Here is a 22,644-nt window from a genome sequence, read left to right as displayed (position 1 = left end):
CGATCGCAGGTTTTGCCATAACTTATTGACAAAAAGGCTCTAGACTCCGAGCTATCACTTGGACATTAACACAAAAAGAATAATGTTCAATAGTTTAACGCAGTTGCAGTCTGCTTTATGAAGACAATTATATCAGTACTATCCACAAAAAATATGTGGCACAAATACTATAGTTTGTTAGTTTACGTATTTTTACTGGTTACAGTGCTTTTTAAAGATGACTACGATAGAGCGCATAACAAATTATGACGTGCCTTCAATAAATATTAGAAATCTGAATATCTTCACAATAATCACATGGGAATCAACGTACAAAAAGGGCAACATATCTCACTTTCTAAAGAAGCTCCTGGACTAAAAAAACTGATGTGTGGGCTAGGCTGGGATATAGCAAAGCCTTCTGGTGGCGGTTTTTTTGGCGTTTTCGGTAATTCTCAAGACTGTGACCTGGATGCTTCTGTAATCTGTTTAGATAAAAATGACAAAATAACAGATATAGCTAATGTTATTTACTTTAGAAACTTATCCCACAAATCAGGAGCTATTACCCATTTAGGCGATAATCTTACAGGTGCAGGAACAGGTGATGATGAGCAGATTATTGTAGATTTAGATCGACTACCAAAAGATATTGTCAAACTAGTTTTTACAGTTAACATTTACGACTGTATAGCTCGTAAACAAGAATTTGTACAGGTAAAAAATGCCTTTGTACGTCTGGTTAATATATCGAATAATCAAGAAATTGCCAAATATAATTTATCTGGTTTGGAATACAAAGGAATGACTGGGATGGTCTTGGCTGAAATTTACAATCACAATAATGAGTGGAAAATGGCAGCTATTGGTAACGGCATTAAGGTTAATGGTTTAGAGGGACTTATGAAAGTCTATGCTTAACTACTTGTTGAGCTACTTAACTCACTAACAACTTTGCATAAAATTCATTTTGTAAAAATCGGAAGTCATCATGTCAATTAACTTAAGCAAAGGCGAAAGAATTAATCTTTCAAAAGAAGCACCAAGCTTGAAAAATGCTGGAATTGGTTTAGGATGGGATATCAATGCTACAGATACAGGTACAGTTTTTGACCTCGATGCTTCTATATTTATGTTAGGTGCTAACGGTAAAATTCCTAATGAAAAATACTTTGTATTCTATAACAACTCACAATCACCAGATGGTTCTGTAAAACATGAAGGAGATAGCAGAACCGGAGAAGGGCTTGGAGATGATGAAACAATTCAAATTGATTTGAGCAAAGTTGATGCTGCAATTCAAGAAATAGTTTTTGTGGTAACTATACATGAAGCAGAGCAAAGAAAGCAAAACTTTGGACAAGTCAGAAACTCATTTATTAGAATTTATGACAACGCCACAGAAAAACAAATTGCTAAGTATGAATTAGATGAAGAAGCTTCTACAGAAACTGCAATTGAATTTGGTAAGCTTTATCGAAAAGATGGGGAATGGAGATTCCAAGCTGTTGGGGCTGGTTATAAATCAGGGCTTCAAAGTTTTGTAGACCGATATGCTGCTTAGTAGCTATCTCGAAAGGTAATATAGGAATCCGCTTTGATTTGGAGAAAATATCCGTAGGATGTGAGCGCGGAGAGTACGGCATCAAATCCGTGAGAATAGTGCGTTACCAACTCCGTTCTAACACACTCTACAATACTTTTTTTGTTCAAAAATCAAATAGTGATCCTATAAAAAGGAGGTATTCATTATTGACACCTCCTTTTTGGTATAAATTAATTAACAAAAGTAAATTTATAAGTAGGTAGGTGTAATTAAATATTAAGATCAAACCTCACCCTCAATCCATCTCTTTAGTAAAGAGAGGGATTGAGGGTAAGGTTTTATATTTAATTTTACCCACTTACTTAAGATGTATATAAAATGGAAATCGAATTAAGCATAAGCAAAGGTGGCAAATTTAATCTTTCTAAATGCAATCATTGACACTCCCAAAATTTTAATCTGTAGGAATGTCAATCAATAATTCTAAGTCCCATAATGACTAAATCTCGTTCAAAGTTGTCAATTTCAGCAACTTTAGGTAGATGTCCCCAAAGTTGAAAACCAAATGTTTCAAAAAGGTTTAAACTGGGCTGATTGTGGGCAAAAATGAAGCCTAGTAGAGTATTTAAACCCAAACGAGGGCTTTCGCTAATTGCTTGTGCTAATAGTTGTCGCCCCAAACCACAGCGATGAAATTCAGGGGCTATATAAATACTAATTTCGGCAGTCGTATTATAGGCAGGCCGCCCATAAAAAGATTGGAAACTAAGCCATCCAGCAATTACTCCGTCTACTTCGATTACCCAAAGTGGACGTTGTGAAGGCGATCGCCCCCTAAACCAAAGAAGGCGACTTTCCACAGATATTGGCTCTAAATCAGCAGTTGCCATGCGGCTAGGAATTGCAGAATTATAAATTGCCACAATTGCAGGCAAGTCAGTTTCAGTCGCATGGCGAATAGTCATTGCTAGCGTCTCGGAAAAAATTTTGAGAAAATATTCAAAAATAATACAGCCTTACGGAAGCCGTAACACACCCTTATCTCTTAGAAAAAGTGTGTCGTTGCGCCGCTTGGATAGTAATATCCAAATCTAATAGCTTAACGTTGGCTGCTAATGTTACATCTAGTATCGTTGAGCAGGGAAAAACCAACGTGAAAGCACAGGTATTTAGAGGCGTTAATCAACTGTCTTACGAAGATATCCCAGTTCCAACCCTAGAACCAGATGAAGTGCTGGTACAGGTGCGGGTTGTGGGGTTGTGTCAGTCAGATATTAAAAAAATTCGTTATCCACTATATGAACCGCCGCGCATTTTCGGACATGAGACTGCCGGCACGATCGCAGCGTTAGGCAATAATGTCAAAGGTTGGCAAGTGGGACAACGGGTAGCGGTGATGCACCACATTCCCTGTATGCGTTGCGCTTACTGCCTAAATGATAATTTCTCTATGTGCGATGTTTATAAAAACATTTCCACAACCGCAGGCTTTAATGCTAGTGGTGGTGGTTTCGCCGATTATGTCAAAGTTCCTGAACATATTGTGGAAAACGGTGGATTAATTCCCATCCCGGATAATATCAGTTTTGAAGAAGCGAGTTTTGTCGAACCAACGAACTGCTGCTTGAAAGCCGTGAAAAAAGCCCAGATTGCCCCAGGACAAACTGTGTTAGTTACTGGTGCTGGGCCAATTGGGTTAATGTTTATCATGTTAGTGAAGTATTTCGGAGCAAAAGCGATCGCTACCGATTTACTACCCTCTAGAATTGAAAAAGCTTTGAGTGTCGGTGCAGAGGCGGCTTTTGATGCCCGCGATCCCGATTTAACAGCAAAAATTCATGCCTTAACTGGTGGACTTGGTGTTGATGTCACCCTGCTAGCTGTTCCTAGTGAGAAAGCCTTCTTTCAAGCACTTGATTGTACCCGCAAAGGGGGGAAAATCTTGTTTTTCGCCGAATTCCCCGATGAGGTGGAAATTCCCATTAATCCCAATATCCTCTACCGTCGAGAAATTGACTTGATCGGTAGTTATAGCTCATCTTATCGGCTTCAAAGTCTTTCAGCTGATATTGTATTTAATCAGCAGATTGACGTGCAAGCATTGATTAGCGATCGCTATCCATTAAAAGATTTATCAGCAGCTGTCGAAGTTGCGATCGCACCCACACCGGATACTTACAAAATTCTAATTTATCCATAAAATAACGGAGATATATGGACGCAAGGAAATTGTTCTTTGCGTTCTCATATCTTCTTACCTTATTTCCCCATTAGCCCAACCAAAATGCTTATTACTCTAGTTGCAGTTGCCTTACTAGCTTTTTACGTCGCCTGGAATCTCGGAGCAAACGATGTTGCTAATGCGATGGGAACCTCCGTCGGTTCCAAAGCTGTAACTCTTAAACAAGCGATCATAATTGCTGGGGTATTAGAGTTTACGGGTGCTGTATTATTTGGGCATGAGGTAACAGAAACTCTTGCAACGAAAATTGCCAATCCCGCTTTATTCGCAGCTACACCCCAAATATTCATTATTGGGATGGTAACTGTATTAATTTCTTGTGGTGTGTGGTTACAAATTGCCACATCACGGGGTTTACCAGTTTCATCTTCCCATGCCGTTGTCGGTGCGATCGCCGGATTTAGTTGGGTGGCTTTGGGAATAGGTGCAATTGATTGGTCATCAATTGGCTTGATTAGTATTGGCTGGGTTTTAACGCCATTAATTAGTGGTGCGATCGCTGCTTTGTTTTACAGTTTAATCAAACACTGGATTTTGGATCAACCCAATCAATTAGTCCAGTTACAAGAATGGATTCCCTGGTTGAGTACTGCGCTGCTAGGTATATTCGGCGTAATTGTATTACCATCGCTAACTCAACCGCTAACCAATTTTGTCATTGAGCTTGGTTTTACGATCCCCGCTTACGACATCCCCCTATTAACCGGTGCGATCGCAGCAGTTGGACTCACAATCAATAGTTGGCGACAATTAGAAGATTTGGGAAAAACAGAAAAGCCTACCCAATCCCCAATCCCCAGTCCCCAGTCCCCAATCCCTAATCCCGTAGAAAGATTATTCGGAAGATTTCAACTACTAAGTGCTTGCTTCGTCGCCTTTGCTCACGGTTCTAATGATGTGGGTAATGCGATCGCTCCTTTAGCTGCGATCGTTTACATCAATCGCACTGGGAGCGTACCTACAGATGGCATCACCATCCCCATTTGGATTTTAATCCTTGGCGGTGCTGGTATTGTCGGTGGTTTAGCTGTTTGGGGTAAAAAAGTCATCGCTACTATTGGCGAAAATATTATTGCCTTGCAACCTAGTAGTGGATTTTGTGCCGAACTTGCTACTGCTACCACCATCCTCATCGCCTCCCGGTTAGGTTTACCAGTCTCCACTTCTCACGCTCTCGTCGGCGGTGTAGTTGGTATTGGACTAGTGCAAAATATCAAGTCGATAAAGTTCCAAACATTAAAAGGCATTGCCGCCGCATGGCTAATTACAATCCCCGTGAGTGCTTTACTTAGCGCTGCCATCTTTAGCATCGCCCGAATCTTATTCCACTAAGAATTATTAATATTTTCCTAATTTTTCTGTCTCCTGCATCTACTCAAAGTAGAACCTAGAGTGTAACAACAGCAAAAAAGCTTGTTTTTGCACAATTGCTGCTCATTCATTAGAATGTGTGCAGGGGATAGCGTAACTTTTAATTTCCACAGAAGGATACTTTAATCTCCATTTAGAGAGATAAACTGTCACACAAGTTACATTCCACATAAATTTACAGTCAGTTTCGCAAGCCAAACAATTCTGCGCCTACGTATCTACAAGTCTTTGACAATTACTATTGGTAGTAAAACAACAAATATTTATTATTTGGAGTGAGATTTATTTAAAAGTAAAAATCTCATTGGCAAATAATTGATGTACATTAAACCGATCAAAAACAAAAAAAGGTGTCATTTCAAGGTAGTTACAGCCATACCGATAATCCGAAATCGTTCGACTGAGGGAAACCGGAGTCCAAAATTGAATGGCTAAATACTTAATCAATGCTGAAAAAAATACCACTTATTAAGCAGTAGGGCAGATTTGATGCTTTGCCAAGTTGTGTTCAGTATGACAGAATTACGTTGAAATGCGGAAGTGCTGTTAAAATTTTTAATTTATCTGACAAAATACAGGAAATTAGGATGAGCGCCAATAAAGCGTACAGGAAGCAGCTTTATCGTCAAGATGTTAGAGGTTAGAAGCTAATGGGGCGATTCGAGAAGCAACCAGAAAACCCTAGAGTCAGAGGTGAGCTATCTAGAGCAGCAGAAAATGCTCTTTGGGCTGTAGTTGAAGACTTAGAAAATCTTCAGCAGAATGTTCTTAGGGCATTGCAGGAAGACGTAAAGCGGCTTCAGTCAGAAAAAAATCGGTTATCCGATGAGATTCAAAGCTTGGTAGAGGAAAAAGAGCATTTACAACAAGTGCGCCAAATTACTGAGCAACAAGTCTTAATTCGGCAACTGGCAGAAGTTCTAGCAAAACATATATCTTCACAACTGCAATCCTCTCTGGCAACTTTAGCTAACCAAACCTTAGAGGGTAAGTCTTACGAACAAGCTGCGCTAAAGTCTGCTGAAGTAAACAGCAATGTCGTGGGTGAAATTAATGAAAAAGTCGAACACATGTTTGACAGCTTGGATGATACCGTTACTGTTACTTTTAACTCGCTACAGCAGGAGCTAAAAAACTATCAAAGTAATCTTTCCCAACAGTTGTCACGGATGTATAGCCAGCAGCAGCAAGGGGAAACGATTTTGGCGGAGTTTGTTAACCGCCTGCATGGAGAACTAGAAAAAACTATAGAAGAAGCTTCACGCAAACCAGCAACATCTGGTACACCTACTGTTTTACAGTTTACTGAACCAGAAAAAAACAGTTCTTTTGAGACATCCCCGCAGCCGTTTGGCGAAGTGGTAAGAAATTCCCCTGAGCCAATTTCTCCGATCGCTAATCAATTTTTAGAACGAGAAATATCAGAGCCTCCCGTTGTCAGAGAAAGCGCCACAAACTCGATTTCTGTCCCCAATAACGACTTGTCAGAAAGAGAAACGGCATTAGAGTCAGAGCCAGAGCCTCCCATTGTTAGAGAAAGCGCCGCTAACCCGTTTTATGTTCTCAATAAAGACTTGTTAAGGGAAACGGCATCAGAGCCTCCTATTGTTACAGAAAGCGCCGCTAACCCAATTTCTGTTCCTAGTAAAGACTTGTCAGAAAGGGAAACAACATCAGAATCTCCCGTTGTTAGAGAAAGCGCCGTTAACCCGATTTCTTTGCCTAGCAAAAACTTGTCGGAAAAGGAAACAACATCAGAGCTTCCTGTATTACCAAAGGAAAACGCTGCTGAACCGATTTCTGTCCTTAATAAGGATTTGTCAGAAAGCGAAACGACATCAGAGCCTCCTATTGTATCTGTGCCACAGCCAGAAGTAATACAACCTCAACCTTTACGCAGAAGAAACGCTGCTGAACCAACTGCGGTTATCCGCAGGCTGTCGCAAAACAAACCGAAATCACCACCTTCGACTGCATTAGAGCCGCAGCCGGAAGCAAAAACCTCAGAATCGCGATCGCATAACTCCTCCGGCTCATCCCAGCTGCAAATAGGTTTCTTGTTGATTGTCTCATCAGCAGTGATCTCGTCGCTTTACAACATAGCCATCAAGGTAATTTTTCATGAAGGTTCCCAAATTTTTGGAGTAGTAGATGTAGAACGCTTATTACCACCGACTTTGGGTAATACTCTGTTAATTTTGACGCTCCGGTTCATGGTAGTAGTACCACTGATGGTATTGTTATCTCCCATATTGCATCCGACACTATGGCAAGACTTAGAAAATTTGGCTGCTTCAGTGCGAGGAAATCCCACAGCTACTAATAAAGCTACCAAGCGGATTTTGCTATTGTCGGTTGTGAGTGGCTGCTTTTTGTTTTTGTCTCAGGTGCTAATCTACATTGCGATCGCTCAAGTCACAACTGGAATGGCGATCGCACTATTCTTTATCTACCCGATGGTTAGTGGACTACTCTCGTGGTTTCTGTTCCGCGATCGCCCTACTACTTTCCGCTTCGCTGCGATCGCTGCTATCTGCTGTGGTGAATTGTTGGTTTTAGGAGGTTCTCCCAGCACTAGTATGGGTAATCCTTCATTAGGAAGCAGCACCGCCATTCTTTCAGGCGTAGCTTTTGCTGCCTATATAATTCTCACACGGGTATGTGCTAGCAAACTGCATCCTGTGACTTTTACTTTAATTAACTTCGCTACCATGTTACTGTTGAGCTTTATTTGCTTGATGCTACCTTTACCAAGCAATTGGAACTTGATAGTTTTTGACCCCTCTAAGATGCTAGAACTGGTTTTAAGCGCATTTATCTTGGGTGTGCTGACTCTTGCGGGCTATTTGCTAAACAATGTTGGTATTAGTAAACTAGGAGCTTCGCGATCGGCAATTATCGGTGGTAGCATCCCAGTTTTAACAGTGATTTTCGCTGGGTTAATCATTCAAGAAAATTTAGATATTGTACAAATTATGGGAGTGTTATTAGTAACCTTTGGTGCAGCTGCTTTCAGTCTGGAAACAATGCGAAATCAGGCTAAACCCTCCAGTAACACGAATTAAATGGCGAGTTCAATCAGTTTAGGTGTAGTGGGTGCTAATTTACCTCCTATCACTCTCGGCATCAATCCTGACACTAATCCGCCTACTTGGAATTTATTTAAATCAAAGATCCCCGAATTATAAAATAATTCGGGGATCTTAAATTTTCACGGATAATTTAAGACTATGGTATGGGTGCAGATCAGACTTAATTAGGACTTACGCAACTATACACGGTAGAGGGAATACTCTGCAAGAAGCCGCTTTGCGTCTACATGAATTTCTCTAAGAAGAAAATCAGGGCTTTGGTTCTTGTTTGCGTAAGTCCTATTGATATAGCGATCGCTCGTTTACACTTTAACCTTCGCCTAGCATCCCGCAGAGAAGGTAAAGGTTGAATCCCCGATTAATTTGCTTCTGCTGCATCCTTCTATCCAAGGCAGGATAGAAACGCAAAGATTTATTAATTAAAGATATAGGTGCGGCAAAAATTCTGTGTATACCGTAACCTTTTAGAAAAAAAGCTTTGAATCTTACTCCCAAAAGCCATAGCACAAGTCTTGGTGGTTAAGACATCAACAGATGATGAAACTTAGACACAAAAAGACTTTTCACCCAGTCCCCAGCCCCCAGTCCCTTGCTATACAAGTACGAGGAGTTCTATGCAATTGAGAACCACTCTCATTGAGCAAATAGTAATCAGAATAACTTGCCTTGTAATATATTTTTAGGGATTTAGCCTGATACAGATAGGGAAAACACGTATATATAAGCAGTACGAGTAGTACTGACTCAAGCAATTGAGCGCAAGTATTTGCTCAAAGAGGATATTTGCAAGGAGTTAAGACCATTGCATCATATTTTGAAACTAGGAGATGAAGAAGTACTAGAAGGGTTGAGAGTAACCCGTTTTTTCCAGTACATGCATTTATGCAACGCCGCCTGCAAAACAACTATTACCTTTATGCTACCAAAACCCCTGTGAGTAATGCAAAATCCCAAATCCCCCATTTCTATGTTTTTGAGGTTAGCGAGATGATATCTTTATTAATGCCTTTGTGTACTAGTCAACTTAGTCTGCGTAGGCGTAGCCCACCGTAGGTATCGCCCAAATGCTTAGAGAAAGAAGCTTATATCGTAGCCTGCTGCGGATTCTCGTCTTTTTTTAGTAACACACTATCTACGCAGTTCCAGTCTCTTAAGACTATAAAACAGCGATGTCAAAATATACTTTCAAGCCAGCGATGAATTAGTTAAATCATGAAATTTTAAAATTTTTTCATGAAAAAAATATAATTTCATTGAAAAACAATCTCTAAATAATCATCAGATGTAATCAAATATGTTTTATTATATATATGCCGATTAACTAATTTCTCGTTGATTGGCACGAGCAACAAAGCATGATGGCTATGCGATTCAGACGGAATCAATCGCAGCTTTCTGTGTCAAATTGCCAACACAAAAAGATAAATAAGACTTAGTTTAAGAGTCGAAATAGAAATATCATCAAACCTTGATTTATTGAGAATATAAAATATTTAAATAGTCATCCTTTATAAACTTTAAAATACATAATTTCCTTCCCAAAGTAGAAATTAATGGTATGATAAAAAGCGATATTTGAAATAAGAATAGGTACTTTGAAATTGGAATTAACTGCTCTACTTGATGTCTACGATCTTCCCTCAAGCCAACGGCTTGTACTGCCGAGACATCACAGGAGGTTGTGAGCAAAATGATAGTTCACAACGATCCGTGTGGCTCAAGCTCTTAATGTTGCTACACCTGGTAGGCGGTTTTTTTTGAGATTACTCCCGAACATCTTAGCCACCTGTGTACTACAAATAATTCACAAAAGCTGAATAAAAATCATCTTTTTTGAGTAACAAATACCCCAGATGAACCACGCAAACTAGTTTTTCCTCCAAGTAGGCATAGTGCCATAATTAGGTATAAGCAGTTTGACGTTGTTGCTCTTGAAAGATGAGAATAATCCTAGAGAAGTTAAAAGCTTTGTAGATTATTTGCAACACAGTTAACTTTTAGGAAGTAAACCGCCGTCAAGATTGACTTGGTAATATATGTAATTTTTCAGTTCAGATGCAGAGACAGTTATTGTAACAACGACTAAATCTGCCTGTGTACTAGAAAATATGCGAAAATGGTAGTTTGGGCTACCACCAATTTTATGGTTATCGCATACTAATATAATCTGAAGTGAAAAAACCGCCTTTAGCCAGGTGTATACTACCTCTTCTCACTCGATTAAAAACTTTGTAAACGTGCTATTCAATTGTCTGTAATATGAGTAACGACATAGATCTGATCAAACGTCTTGACCCCAGTGCGATGGATCAGATCATGCTTTATCTGGCTTTTAGTGCCATGCGGACGAGTGGGCATAGGCATGGGGCATTTTTAGACGCAGCCGCAACAGCAGCAAAGTGTGCAATTTACATGACCTATCTAGAGCAGGGGCAAAACCTGCGAATGACAGGGCATTTGCATCACCTAGAGCCAAAACGGGTAAAAATTATTGTAGAAGAAGTCAGACAGGCGCTAACAGAAGGCAAACTGTTAAAAATGTTGGGTTCTCAAGAACCTCGCTATTTAATTCAATTGCCTTACGTTTGGCTAGAAAAGTATCCTTGGCAACCGGGGCGATCGCGCGTTCCTGGTACGAGTCTGACAAGTGATGAAAAAAGACAAATTGAGCAGAAACTGCCAAGTAACTTACCTGATGCCCAGTTAGTTAGCTCTTTTGAGTTTCTGGATTTGATTGAGTTTTTGCACAGGCGATCGCAAGAAGACTTACCAGCCGAACACCAAATGCCTTTGAGTGAAGCTTTGGGCGAGCATATCAAGCGCCGTTTACTTTACTCAGGAACGGTAACGCGCATTGATTCTCCTTGGGGAATGCCTTTCTACGCACTTACTCGTCCTTTTTATGCTCCAGCAGACGATCAAGAACGTACCTACATCATGGTAGAAGATACTGCTCGGTACTTCCGCATGATGAAAAATTGGGCAGAACGGCGGCGAAATGCCATGCGCTTACTGGAAGAACTTGATATTCTCCCAGAAAAAATGGAGCAAGCTATGGAAGAATTGGATGAAGTTATCCGTGCTTGGGCAGATAAATATCATCAAGACGGTGGTATTGCAGTGGTTTTACAGACGGTTTTTGGTGAAAGAAAAGACTAGTAGCACTACGCAAAACTCAAAAAGCTTACTTTATAAACTTTTCACCGCTCTTGTCCCTTGCTTAATAGTAGGGGGATGATTGGTATACGTACATTGTAATACTGTATTAGTAGTATAAAAGTCACAAGCAGTTTTGTGACTTTTATATTGTTATTATGTTAAAAATTTACATCTATCTATAGATATATTTTGTGAATTAATGCCAACGGCTTATCAGATTCATAATTTTCAAGAAATTAGTCTAGAACAGCAACAATTTGCTGAGATTATAGTAGGGTGGCATTGAAACACCTACCCTACTAATTAACCTATATTCTCAGTCAATTACAAAGCACTGTAATTTAATTAGCGCCGGGTTGCGCTGGAATAGTCGGTTGTACTGGAATAGTCGGTTGCGTTGGAAATGGTATAGTCTCGTTACTTGGAATTGATCCCGCAGGAATTACGCTCGGCGATGTTAAAGATGAAGCACCGATAACACTATCATCAGCACTGATACAAGTATCTAATGCTTGAAGAGGGGAAACATCGATTTGACTACGCAAGCCAACCACACACTGCCCAAAGCGCACGGGTAGCAAACTACGTCCACAGTAATTTAAAACTGCTGGATTAGATTCTTCCTTAGTACTTAAGCTCACGCCAACTACACAGGTAGCTAACTCTTCAGGACGGCGGGCCCTCCCACAAGAAGAAAGCGCATCTGTCGCCGTAATTTGGGTTTGCTTTCCAATTTTAACCACACAAGCAGCCAAATCCCTTGGACGCAGTGCTGCTGCACAACCTTGTGATGCGGCTTCTGCCGTTACGCCCGCTTGTAGGAGACGACCTGCACAGACACTATAATCGTTGTTGTATGTAGCAGCGATCGCTGTATTGGGTAAGATCGCACTCAACAATCCAGCTATAGCCAAAACTGGGACTATGAAACTCCTGGAGGTGGAACTGGCTTGTTTGTTCTGACCTCTATTAACCGCTTTATTGCTCATTGATATTGCCATTCTCCAAACACCCAAGGTTATGCTAACTCAAATATTTTAAAAATCCTCTGTAATTCAATAAATTCAACGTGAGCAAGGTATAGACATAATTAATTATGCCGGAAATTGTGTTAATATAACTGTTTGAAAGATAAGTAGGCAGACGTAAAAAGTATTTCAGAGTAAGAATACTGCGTAAACCAATCTGATGATTGAGTAGCCTACGAAACTAAATAAACACAAAAAACTTATGGGCAGGAGTACGGCGTGACAGGTCGGAATTCAGGCTTGGAGGCTAGTTTGTCGGTTTACCGATTAAAAGCAACTGGCGCAAAAATCGATGCGTCTACCTTGGTGAGATACGTCTTACCTCGGTAAGCAGCTTCAAAAAACCAAGAATCCCCTGATTAAAAATTAGGGGAGTGTCAAAATGGAATGTTTCGGTAAAGTTTAAACAGGATTAGATTAAGGAAACTCATGTCCCGATATAGAGGGCCCCGCCTCAGAATTGTCCGTCGCTTAGGCGACCTACCAGGATTAACTCGTAAAAGCGCTAGACGCGCTTACCCACCTGGTCAGCATGGTCAGAACCGTAAGAAACGCTCTGAATATGCCATCCGTTTAGAAGAAAAGCAAAAGCTCCGCTTCAACTACGGTTTGACTGAAAAACAATTACTCCGCTATGTGCGGAAAGCCAGACGTGTTACTGGTTCTACCGGACAAGTGCTACTGCAATTGCTAGAAATGCGCTTGGATAATACCGTTTTCCGCTTAGGTATAGCCCCGACTATCCCAGCGGCTCGTCAACTGGTAAATCACGGTCACGTAACTGTTAACGGTCGTGTGGTAAATATTGCCAGCTATCAATGCCGTCCTGGTGAAACAATTGCAGTCAGAGATCGGGCACAATCACGGAAGTTGGTGGAAGCTAACTTGCAATATCCCGGTTTGGCAAACCTCCCCAGTCATTTGGAGTTTGACAAAAATAAGTTGGTTGGTAAAGTCAACAGCGTTATTGAGCGCGAATGGGTGGCACTACAAGTTAACGAACTACTTGTGGTGGAATACTACTCACGACAAGCTTAATAGTCATTGTCATTTGTTCTTAGTTATTTGCAAAGGGCAAGTCCCAAAGTGTGAGCAGAAGAAACGAAACCTCTGCTCACACTTTTTTTAATTAAGAATAATTAATATTAAATTTATTTCAACAATACTTCTGGAAATATTGCCAGAAGTATTAATTTAATTGAAGAATTTTTCCTTCTTGTCCTGCTAAATACAATAAACTTGGATTAAGGCTAAAACTCTGTTACCAAAGTCAATTTTTTAACGTAGACGCTGCATTGGCTTGCCGCAGGCTACCGCCAAGGCGCAGAGAGAAAAAGAGATGCTTAACCCAAGCATATTGCTACCACATATCCAGTTACTTTCGGTATTGAATCAAAGCCACAATTTCATGGAGAATTATCAGCTTTAGGAAGAACAATTGTAATTCCATATTCAGGAGCAGTTGCTAATATCCGGTCAATGACTTGTTGAGTTATGGGTAATGGTGGAACTGACGAATTTTCTACTTTAGTTCCGACTTGTGCAAAAAACTTTTCTATTCCACCTGGAGTAGCCCAAATCAGCATTTTGGCTGGTACAGAACCAATATTTTTAAAACTGTGGAGTTGGCCTTTGGGAGAATGCAAGAATGTTCCTGGAGTTGCTACAACTGTTTGTTCATCAAGATAAAACTCAATCGAACCCTCTTGAATATAGAATGCTTCATCTTCTCTACTATGAATATGTGGTGGCGGGCCTAATTGGGGTGCAAGTACTACTTCAAACAGCGCATATTTGCCATCTGTTTGTTCGCTCGTAGCTTTAAAGGTGGATACATCTCCTGCTACTGAATAACTATCACCTTCACCTGGTTGGGATAATATTCCATAATTAATTGTCATTTTCAATCATCTCCTGAGTTTTATGACAAACAGATTGGGCTGCTTGCCCAAATCAACAAAACACAGCCTAGTTATGATTAAAAAGTCCAGTGATTAAGCTCAATGGGCTTCCTACGATTGTTGGTAAGAAAAGGAAGTAGGACACTTACCTTTAATGCTAAAAATGGTTGAATTTAAAGCGTTCGTCGCAGACGTTGGCGTAGCCATCGCTCAAATTATTATTTTTAATCTTTGCTGACTCAATGGCACTACAATATATTGGGATAATGGCAGGGTAACACTATCAGTAGGCAGAGATTAAATAAAAGCTATTACCTCTTTTGTCTAAAGTCAAATTCTGTTTTGGTCAAGTAATTTAATCATGCTACTGACTCTATCCTGACCAAGGATTTTGTAGTTTTGCAGCAAATTACAGATTTTTAGCCTTTGATTCAGTGTGAACAATGACTATCCGCCAATTTGCGACATTGTGCGGGTGTATATACCCTTGTTACCCGAATCACGCCCTTTAAAGTTAATTTCTGGCTTGATTGCTAGTAAATTACTTACCTGCTCTTGTAATTGAGCGGTGCTAGTGCCAGAACGCAAAGCAGTTTTTAAATCTATTTGACCAGTTTCATTTAATAAACAGGGACGCAGCCAGCCATCAGCACTCAGGCGCATCCGGTTACAACGATCGCAAAAACATTCCGACATCTGACTAATAAATCCTAGTGTCCCCTTCGCACCAGGAATTTGAAAAACATCAGCAGGGCCTGCACCACGAACTTGTGATTCTGTCAATCCCCAGCGATCGCAGATTTGTTGCCGTAAATTGGCTGAAGATACCCAACCGCGATCGCCAAATAAATCCACATTACCAATAGGCATGAATTCAATAAATCGAACGTGCCACTGTTTATCAATTGTCAGGGCGGCTAAATCTAGAACTTCGTGGTCATTAACCCCAGGAATCACTACGACATTCAGCTTCAGGGGGTCGAATCCGACGTGATGGGCAGCTTGAATCCCCTGCCAAACTTGTTGCCAACGAGAACGACCCTGATTACCGATAATTTGATCAAAAATATTGGGATCGAGAGAGTCCAGACTAATATTAATTCTCCGCAGACCAGCATTGTAGAGATTTTGTGCCATCGGAGCCAGCAAAAACCCGTTGGTGGTCATTGAGATATCTTGAGTTTGGGGTAAAGTTGCGATCGCACCTACCAAATCTACCACACGCGGACGCAACAAGGGTTCGCCACCAGTCAAACGAAACCGGGTAAAGCCGACTGGAATAAATACCTCTTGAATTAAGGTAAGCAGTTCCTCATCAGTTAATAGCTGTTGCTTGAGAATATAGTCCAGTTCTACTCCCTCTGGCATACAGTATTGACAACGAAAATTGCAGCGATCGATTAAGCTAATGCGGAGGTAGTCTACCTGATTCATCGTTTTATTTTTATTGTCTCTGATTAATTAAAGACTTTACAAAAGTGGTTTACTCCTTCCTACTATATTTGTTGTAACTCAAGATACCGTACTCCCCCTTAAGTGAGAGTCCGCAGATTGTGGCATAATAAGCCGATCGCATCCACCTAGTTAGTCATCAATCGTGCAAGACACCGACTCCATCAACGACCTTGCTGCTGCTTTACTACAGCCAGCCGATATCAGCTTTGAACTGCCCGATCCAGAAGATGAACAGATTCTAGAGTCAGATTTTCAACAGCAGCTAGAGATAGCTTGGCAGGTATGCGATCGCTTTGATTTGCAAACTGAAATCTGGCGGGGGCGAATTTTACGGGCGATCCGCGACAGAGAAAAAGTGGGTGGTGACGGACGCGGTACTGGTTTTCTGCGATGGCTAAAAGAGCGGGAAATCAGCAAAAGTCAAGCATACTCCTGGATTCAACTGGCCAATAGTGCCGATACTCTGATTGAAGACGGTAAACTTGACCCCGGAACTGTAAACAACTTCAGCAAACGGGCATTTGTTGAAACCTCCAAAGCAGTCCCAGAAGTGCAACAAATGGTGAGTGAAGCTGCTCAAAAAGGCGATCGCATCACCAGGCGCGAAGTACGTCAACTCAGCGATGAATGGACAGCCATGTCCTCAGATTTATTACCTGAAGCAGTCAAAGAAAAAGCCGCAGATAACACCCTTCCCCCGCGCTACATTGCCCCTCTGGTGAAGGAAATGGAAAAACTGCCAGAATCACACCAAAAGTTTATCCAGAAGGAAATTGCCGCTAATCCTGATGTGGATACCCTGAAACAGGTAACTAGCGAAGCGCGTAACTTGGCCAAATATCTAAAAGGGGCGGCTCAAGTCCAGGCGCTGACGCAGGAAAATGTTGATATTGAAACAGCCTTAGAAGAGGCGCAAAGAGTCGGCTGTTTGAGCATTGCTGCTGATTTGGTAAATCAAGCATCGCAGATTGAACAAACGATCGCTAAACTCTACATGACTTGGAAACGGATCGGGAATTTAGCAGATAGATTATATGTAGATACCGGCGCAAGTACACCCAACTTGCGATCGCTCCTCACTTGCTTGGAACCTCTGGGTGGTGAAATCATGGAATTGCAACTTAGTGGTACGACTGAACACACTGTACGTTTGCAAATTCAGGAAACGAATTAGGGAATTAGAAGTTATAGCACAAGCCTTGGTGGTTATGACATCAACAGATGATGAAACTTAGACACAAAAGGACTTTTCACCCAGTCCCCAGTTCCCAGTCCATTGCTACAAAAGGGTGGTTACAAACTGTGTCTAGACAAACAAAACCCACCTTTGTGGGTTTTAAACATTACACTTGTGGGCGATCGCAATTACTGCAAATTTCTGGGAATTGAACGTTAATTCCCAGACTGTTTAACTGAATTTCAAATTTTAATGAGCAGCGCAAGATGTAGCGGCAACCAAGGAGTTATGAGGCGATGCGGTAGGTACTTGGGCAACTAGAACTACGTTACCATTAGCATCCATAACCCACCCTTGGGCTTCCACAATTTGAGTAGGTTCATTGACAGAATCGACTTTCTGTGATTTTTCTGTATTTCGCTGCACCTGAACAACCGCTCTTTTCTGAATGCCGCTAGCACGATTTTTAATCTCTGGCTCTAGCGCAATCCAATCTGCTAGCACTACATCATCAGCTATCAATGGCTGCGTGGGATCGGCTATTAATCCTCCACGTCCAGTCATAATAAATGAACTCTTAGCTATTTTTGAACCAGAACCACAACCAGCAGCAATTTGTTGGGAAGCATCAACCAGATTTACGGGCAATTCCACTAATCCTTTACTAGGGTCGGCATCTGGTGAGTTGATTTGTACAGTGCCATTTAATGAAGGGTTTTGCTGAGAAAATGCCGTGATATCGCTGGTTTGAAGCTTGCTTGGTTTTAGTTGATCTGGGTCTTTAGTGTTCAACAGTCTCTCTAGGTCTGTACGGGTACGCGGCACAAAACCAAAGATGGTCTTAGCAGTGATTAAAATTTTACCACCTGAGCCAAAGTTGGCGTTGGCAGTGATATCGTTATTTCCCAAGGGAGTAGCGACAAGGAAGCCCTTTGGTGCATAGATGGTGATTTTACCGCCATCTCCATTAGCTCCTGCATTAGTAGAGATTTGACTATTGCGGCGCATCAGTAATAAGTTCCGTACCTGTAGCCCAATATTCCCGCCCTTACCTGACTCACTATTAGATGTGATTTCTCCATCGTCGAGCAGGATAGAGTGAGTAATTATATTGAGTTCACCTGCTTTTCCTAAAACGGGTACACCTCCTTGGTAATTTGCATCTTTTCGAGCTTCACTGCTTACAGTGATGTTGCCATTACGAATAATTAATTGCCCCGTTGTGATATTCAAATTTCCCGCAGATCCGGAACCCCTAGTCGAAGCTACCAATTGGCTTACCAAAGAAGGATTAGCTGAATTTCCTGTTATCTCTACTGATTCAGCAGCAATAACAGTTATATTTCCTCCGTTTCCTTTGGCTGGTTGATACAAAAGATTTTCAGGAGGAACACGTATTCCACTAGATTCTGCTGATATTTGCGCCCCATCTTGGATACGAAACCTCGTGGTTTTGATCGTAACGTCACCTGCATCTCCTTTACCAAAAGTTGAACTTGCTAATGAACTAGCTAGACGACGATTAGCGATTGGGGAAATGGAACTACCAATCAAGTCCACAGACTCAGAGGCGTTTACGGTTAAATTCCCCCCTTTACCTGTGCCTATAGTAGAAGTCAGCACTTGTGCGCCATTGGAAACAATAAACTTGCTACTAGTAATATTTATGTCTTGACCTTGTGTGTTACCTGTAGTCTGACTTATTAAGCGTACAAGAGAACCAGTGAGTTCCACTGAATTTCCCCATAGCTGGATACTACCACCACTTTCACCGCTAGCATCTACCTGAGATGGAATCTGAGAATTTCGCAGGTTCAATCGAATGTTCTGGAAATTCTGGACACCTTCATATCCCAACATCCAATTTTGATCGTTTTGCTTCAAGCTGACTAGACTATTGCTAGCAACACTTCCTAGCTCTATTCGCCCTGAACTAGCAGTTAAATTTCCACCCTCCAGTGTGATATCACCGCCTACTAATGCCAAGGTTTTACCTGGCTTCACTTGTAGACCAACTGGTTGGTTGAAGATATTTTTTGTTTTGCCATCTGAATTATTTGCTTGGGATTGATTACGGATGAAAGCCGGAGTTGCTCCGAATTGTAAACCAATGGGAACACTTACTGTCAGTAGGGGTTTAGTTTCGGTATCTGTAGCACTAAACTTGATACCATCGGCAAAGTTCAGACTACTTGCCGTACTTGCTATAAATGAACCACCGATTTGTAAAGAAGCATTAGGCCCAAAAACAATGCCATTAGGATTAATCAGAAACAAGTTAGCTGTGTATTTGGCTTTAATGATACCTTCAATATTAGAGACAGAGTTCCCTGTTACGCGACTAATAATGTTCTGGACACCATTAGTATTATTAAACTCAGCCGTAGTTCCATCACGTACAGAAAACTCTTTAAAACTGTGGAACAAATTTCTTCCTGCTTGAGTTCCACCTTCAATAGTTGTGGTATTACCTTGTGTTTTTACATTAGTAGGTAAAGTTCCATCCGGGCTGACTTGAGCAATAGCACAATTTGTCGAGAAACCGATCGCAACAAATATTGCAATCCTTAGCCATTGGAACCAGAGTGAAATATTAATCATAACTTGATATTGCATCCCTCTAAAAAACTATCAGTTACTGAACAATGGGCTGTGCTGTACTTAATATTAAGTAGAGTACATTGAAATCGGTAATCTGCGTTTAGTTCTTTACCAAACCCTATAGTTTTCCTATTTGGATACAATAATATTAGGAACACAAAATTATTGTGTTCCTAATATGTTGTGGAAAAACAGAATATAGCTTTTCCCGATCAAATGAGGTATATCATAGCCCCCTCCTTGCTTGCGGCGAGGGGGTTGGGGGTGGGGTTCTTGTATCTCACCAGACTGGAAAACGCTATATACAATGACAGGACTTACGCAAAAAATCGCCCAAACCTTTATTGAAAGCGGCGGGAAATCTCCATCGCGCAAGTGGCAATTCTCCATGCCCCATGCCCAAAAACTCCACCCACAAGGGGATGGAGTTTTTCATTTTCTAGTAGAGGCAATTCATGAATTGCCCCTACCGCTTGTAGCTTTGAGTAAGCCATAAATGAGTACAATATTTAGCGAAAATATTGAGTAGGCTACATCGAAGTCAGTAATAAGTGTTTTGTTTTTTACCAGAATTTATATAAATTTAAGGCAGATTAACAACAACCACAACAAGCACACCAGTCGCAATCTAATTTCACAATATGATTACCTGGAATTAGTGAATTTATATTACTAGAGTTTGTCGGATCATTTATTTGTATTTGACTTAGGTCAATACTGCACTCAAGTTTCAGAACTTTTTCTCCTGATATACCATATTTTTCTAACAATGCATCGAAGTTAGCATTCTTGAGGCTCTGACTTAATTCATTTTTAATTTCGTCTTGTAACTGCTGTAATGTTTGAGAATTCATGAGCTTTACTCTCCTTGTAGATTGATAACTGTGTGAACTTATTTTGTGGTGGACTAAATTAGACTTCGATTAGTACAGTTTGCTAACGAGCCAATCAAAAATACAGAGTCTAGAGTGACACAAAAGTATTATGTTTATAAAGCTTTTGTGAACTCCGATAATTAAGACTTCAGCTTGCCTAGTAATAATTACGTATTGTGTAACAAAACTTCATATATTTCTGCCGGATTTCTTTAAAGCATTGATGAATCTGCCTAGTAACGTGACGAAGAACGATACTTTCTCTACGAGATGCTACGCAGTGGGTTACACCAACACACCTACAGATGATCTGAAGTGAATGAATACAAGGGGTGGAGCGATCAATGACTTTTATGAAGGCTATGGTGAATCAGCATTTTTAGTAGCGATCGCGCTCCGCTCCCGCCTTGCATAAAAAAACTACCCCTCTCCGCCACCGGAAAGGGGTTAATCACTGCTAGAAACTCAGCAAGCACTATATTGTACAGACGCGATGAATCGCGTCTCTATTCAGCACTCTTTAATAAGCGTCTTGCAACTCGTAGAAATCAGGCGAGATGTAATCCTTCCGCAAAGGCCAACCTACCCAATCTTCCGGCATCAAAAGCCGTTTGAGATTTGGGTGTCCTTCGTAGATAATGCCGTACATATCGTAAGATTCGCGCTCTTGCCAATCTGCGGCTTTCCAAATCCAGTACACAGAAGGCACTACAGGACTTTCCCGTGGTAAGAAGACCTTAACCCGGACTTCTTCAGGGCGATCGCTATTATCACCCACTTTAATCAAGTGATACATACTCACCAATTCTTGTCCTGGGCCAAGGTCAACACCACCTTGACACTGGAGATAATTAAACCCATAAGCGTAAAGGGCTGTAGCAGTAGGAAGCAAGAAATCTGCCGCCACCTTAATTATCTCTATACCGTTTTTATCTGGGGCTAAAAACTCATGGTCAAAGCCGTTTTCCGTCAACCACTGGGAAACTTTACCCGCTTGTACCAATGACTCTTCTTTCGCTGCTGGTACTGGTTTAGATTCTTCTTCAGCCACGAGTTTGTTCCTCCTTTTGTGCCTTTGCTGTCAGTAGTGCGGGTGGTATTGGCATACCGATCGCTTCTGCTAATTCCTTCGGTGGTGCAGAACGAGTATCTGACTGCAAATACTTACCAGTTAAAATTTCCTCTACTGGCTTCAAATTATGAGTCGTGCTGTAGTAGCGGTGGGTTTGCTTAATCTTACCCCGCTCTTGCATCGATTCATTGGAGATTTTCTTCCGCAGTTTAATTATTGCGTCGATAATTGCTTCGGGACGGGGAGGACAACCAGGCAAATACACATCCACAGGAATCAGTTTATCGACTCCGCGCACTGCTGTAGGGGAATCAACGCTGAACATCCCGCCAGTAATTGTGCAAGCTCCCATCGCAATTACATATTTCGGCTCTGGCATTTGTTCATAAAGACGCACCAGTTGGGGAGCCATCTTCATCGTAATAGTCCCTGCCGTAATAATTAAATCGGCTTGGCGGGGGCTAGAACGGGGAATTAGCCCAAAACGGTCAAAGTCAAATCGGGAGCCAATTAAAGCTGCAAACTCAATAAAGCAGCAAGCAGTACCAAATAGCAACGGCCACAGACTAGAAAGCCGCGCCCAGTCGTAGAGGTCATCAACCGTCGTCAAAATGACGTTTTCTGAAAGGTCTTGAGTGATTGTAGTCCGCTCAATAGGGTTGATGATTCGCTCTTTGTCCTGAGTTGTTAAATTAGAATTCAAGACCATTCCAAAGCTCCTTTACGCCATGCGTAAACTAAAGCGACTACAAGAATTGCAATAAAGACTAGGGCTTCAATAAATGCTAATAGCCCTAAACGGTGGAAAGCTACCGCCCAAGGATACAAGAATACAGTCTCCACATCAAAGACGACGAAGACTAGAGCAAACATGTAGTAGCGGATATTGAACTGAATCCAGGCTCCCCCGATGGGTTCCATGCCAGATTCATAAGTAGTGCGACGTTCTGGGCTGTAACCACTGGGTCGTAGGAGCTTGGAAGCTGAGAGCGCTAAGGCAGGAACTAGGCTACAGACTATGAAGAAGCCTAGAAGGTACTCGTAACCGCTGAGGACAAACACAATGAGTATCTACCGCTTATGGAGTATTTTAAGTAGGGAGTTATGAGTTATGAGTTAGGAGTTAGGAGTTAGGAGTTAGGAGTT

The 22,644-nt window shown here is 41.3% G+C and carries 19 protein-coding genes; 10 read left to right on the top strand and 9 right to left on the bottom strand.

Annotated features, from left to right (window positions below; translation table 11 throughout):
• The first annotated feature begins 297 nt into the window (after positions 1-297).
• Both RMZ41_RS20430 and RMZ41_RS20425 read left to right on the top strand, forming a co-directional pair.
• A complete protein-coding gene (locus RMZ41_RS20430; RefSeq protein ID WP_322639884.1) occupies positions 298-900 on the top strand; it encodes a TerD family protein in 603 nt (200 codons plus the stop codon).
• 70 nt (positions 901-970) lie between these two features.
• Positions 971-1,543 (top strand): TerD family protein, encoded by a 573-nt coding sequence (locus tag RMZ41_RS20425; protein ID WP_322639883.1) that lies wholly within the window; start codon positions 971-973, stop codon positions 1,541-1,543.
• Positions 1,544-1,995: 452 nt separating this feature from the next.
• On the opposite strand, the gene RMZ41_RS20420 is transcribed toward RMZ41_RS20425, so the two are convergent.
• Complete coding sequence (locus RMZ41_RS20420) at positions 1,996-2,490, bottom strand: N-acetyltransferase family protein (RefSeq protein WP_322639882.1); 495 nt, start codon at positions 2,488-2,490, stop codon at positions 1,996-1,998.
• Positions 2,491-2,678: 188 nt separating this feature from the next.
• On the opposite strand from RMZ41_RS20420, the gene RMZ41_RS20415 reads away from it, so the two are divergent.
• From RMZ41_RS20415 to hetR, 5 genes are all read left to right on the top strand, one after another.
• Entirely contained in the window at positions 2,679-3,725 is a 1,047-nt protein-coding gene (locus tag RMZ41_RS20415) for a zinc-dependent dehydrogenase (RefSeq protein WP_322639911.1), read from the top strand.
• A gap of 84 nt (positions 3,726-3,809) precedes the next feature.
• Positions 3,810-5,099, top strand: coding sequence for an inorganic phosphate transporter (locus RMZ41_RS20410; protein WP_322639881.1), 1,290 nt, complete (start codon positions 3,810-3,812; stop codon positions 5,097-5,099).
• A 689-nt stretch (positions 5,100-5,788) separates the two neighbouring features.
• A complete protein-coding gene (locus RMZ41_RS20405) occupies positions 5,789-8,203 on the top strand; it encodes an EamA family transporter (protein WP_322639880.1) in 2,415 nt (804 codons plus the stop codon).
• A complete protein-coding gene (locus RMZ41_RS20400; RefSeq protein ID WP_322639879.1) occupies positions 8,204-8,326 on the top strand; it encodes a hypothetical protein in 123 nt (40 codons plus the stop codon).
• A gap of 2,163 nt (positions 8,327-10,489) precedes the next feature.
• The gene (hetR, locus tag RMZ41_RS20395) at positions 10,490-11,389 is read left to right on the top strand and encodes a heterocyst differentiation master regulator HetR (protein ID WP_322639878.1); all 900 of its coding nucleotides are present in this window, start codon (positions 10,490-10,492) and stop codon (positions 11,387-11,389) included.
• 341 nt (positions 11,390-11,730) lie between these two features.
• On the opposite strand, the gene RMZ41_RS20390 is transcribed toward hetR, so the two are convergent.
• Positions 11,731-12,378, bottom strand: a complete 648-nt coding sequence (locus tag RMZ41_RS20390; RefSeq protein WP_322639877.1) for a hypothetical protein — start codon at positions 12,376-12,378, stop codon at positions 11,731-11,733.
• A gap of 468 nt (positions 12,379-12,846) precedes the next feature.
• Here RMZ41_RS20390 and rpsD point away from each other — a divergent pair, with 468 nt between their 5' ends.
• Positions 12,847-13,455, top strand: coding sequence for a 30S ribosomal protein S4 (gene rpsD, locus RMZ41_RS20385; protein WP_069071263.1), 609 nt, complete (start codon positions 12,847-12,849; stop codon positions 13,453-13,455).
• A 368-nt stretch (positions 13,456-13,823) separates the two neighbouring features.
• Here rpsD and RMZ41_RS20380 read toward each other — a convergent pair whose 3' ends face one another.
• Positions 13,824-14,318, bottom strand: coding sequence for a quercetin 2,3-dioxygenase (locus RMZ41_RS20380; protein WP_322639876.1), 495 nt, complete (start codon positions 14,316-14,318; stop codon positions 13,824-13,826).
• 447 nt (positions 14,319-14,765) lie between these two features.
• Positions 14,766-15,752, bottom strand: a complete 987-nt coding sequence (moaA, locus tag RMZ41_RS20375) for a GTP 3',8-cyclase MoaA (RefSeq protein WP_322639875.1) — start codon at positions 15,750-15,752, stop codon at positions 14,766-14,768.
• 163 nt (positions 15,753-15,915) lie between these two features.
• Here moaA and RMZ41_RS20370 point away from each other — a divergent pair, with 163 nt between their 5' ends.
• Entirely contained in the window at positions 15,916-16,947 is a 1,032-nt protein-coding gene (locus RMZ41_RS20370; protein WP_322639874.1) for a hypothetical protein, read from the top strand.
• Positions 16,948-17,199: 252 nt separating this feature from the next.
• Here RMZ41_RS20370 and RMZ41_RS20365 read toward each other — a convergent pair whose 3' ends face one another.
• Positions 17,200-19,551 (bottom strand): filamentous hemagglutinin N-terminal domain-containing protein, encoded by a 2,352-nt coding sequence (locus RMZ41_RS20365; RefSeq protein WP_322639873.1) that lies wholly within the window; start codon positions 19,549-19,551, stop codon positions 17,200-17,202.
• A 307-nt stretch (positions 19,552-19,858) separates the two neighbouring features.
• On the opposite strand from RMZ41_RS20365, the gene RMZ41_RS20360 reads away from it, so the two are divergent.
• A complete protein-coding gene (locus RMZ41_RS20360; RefSeq protein WP_322639872.1) occupies positions 19,859-20,047 on the top strand; it encodes a hypothetical protein in 189 nt (62 codons plus the stop codon).
• Between the two features lie 97 nt (positions 20,048-20,144).
• Here RMZ41_RS20360 and RMZ41_RS20355 read toward each other — a convergent pair whose 3' ends face one another.
• The 4 genes from RMZ41_RS20355 to ndhC form a co-directional block, all read right to left on the bottom strand.
• The gene (locus RMZ41_RS20355) at positions 20,145-20,405 is read right to left on the bottom strand and encodes a hypothetical protein (protein WP_322639871.1); all 261 of its coding nucleotides are present in this window, start codon (positions 20,403-20,405) and stop codon (positions 20,145-20,147) included.
• 541 nt (positions 20,406-20,946) lie between these two features.
• The gene (locus tag RMZ41_RS20350; protein ID WP_322639870.1) at positions 20,947-21,477 is read right to left on the bottom strand and encodes an NAD(P)H-quinone oxidoreductase subunit J; all 531 of its coding nucleotides are present in this window, start codon (positions 21,475-21,477) and stop codon (positions 20,947-20,949) included.
• Positions 21,470-22,207 carry a photosynthetic/respiratory NAD(P)H-quinone oxidoreductase subunit K gene (gene ndhK / locus RMZ41_RS20345; RefSeq protein ID WP_322639869.1) on the bottom strand — a complete coding sequence of 246 codons (738 nt, stop codon included), beginning with the start codon at positions 22,205-22,207 and terminating at the stop codon, positions 21,470-21,472. Before ndhK ends, RMZ41_RS20350 begins: the two co-directional genes overlap by 8 nt.
• Positions 22,198-22,560, bottom strand: a complete 363-nt coding sequence (ndhC, locus tag RMZ41_RS20340) for a photosynthetic/respiratory NAD(P)H-quinone oxidoreductase subunit C (RefSeq protein WP_073644368.1) — start codon at positions 22,558-22,560, stop codon at positions 22,198-22,200. Before ndhC ends, ndhK begins: the two co-directional genes overlap by 10 nt.
• Between the last annotated feature and the right edge of the window lie 84 nt (positions 22,561-22,644).

The sequence above is a fragment of the Nostoc sp. DedVER02 genome (genome assembly GCF_034530675.2).
In the GTDB taxonomy this organism is placed as follows: Bacteria; Cyanobacteriota; Cyanobacteriia; order Cyanobacteriales; family Nostocaceae; genus Nostoc.
Note: the sequence above shows the minus strand (reverse complement) of the source record. Positions and strands in the feature narration are given on the sequence as shown.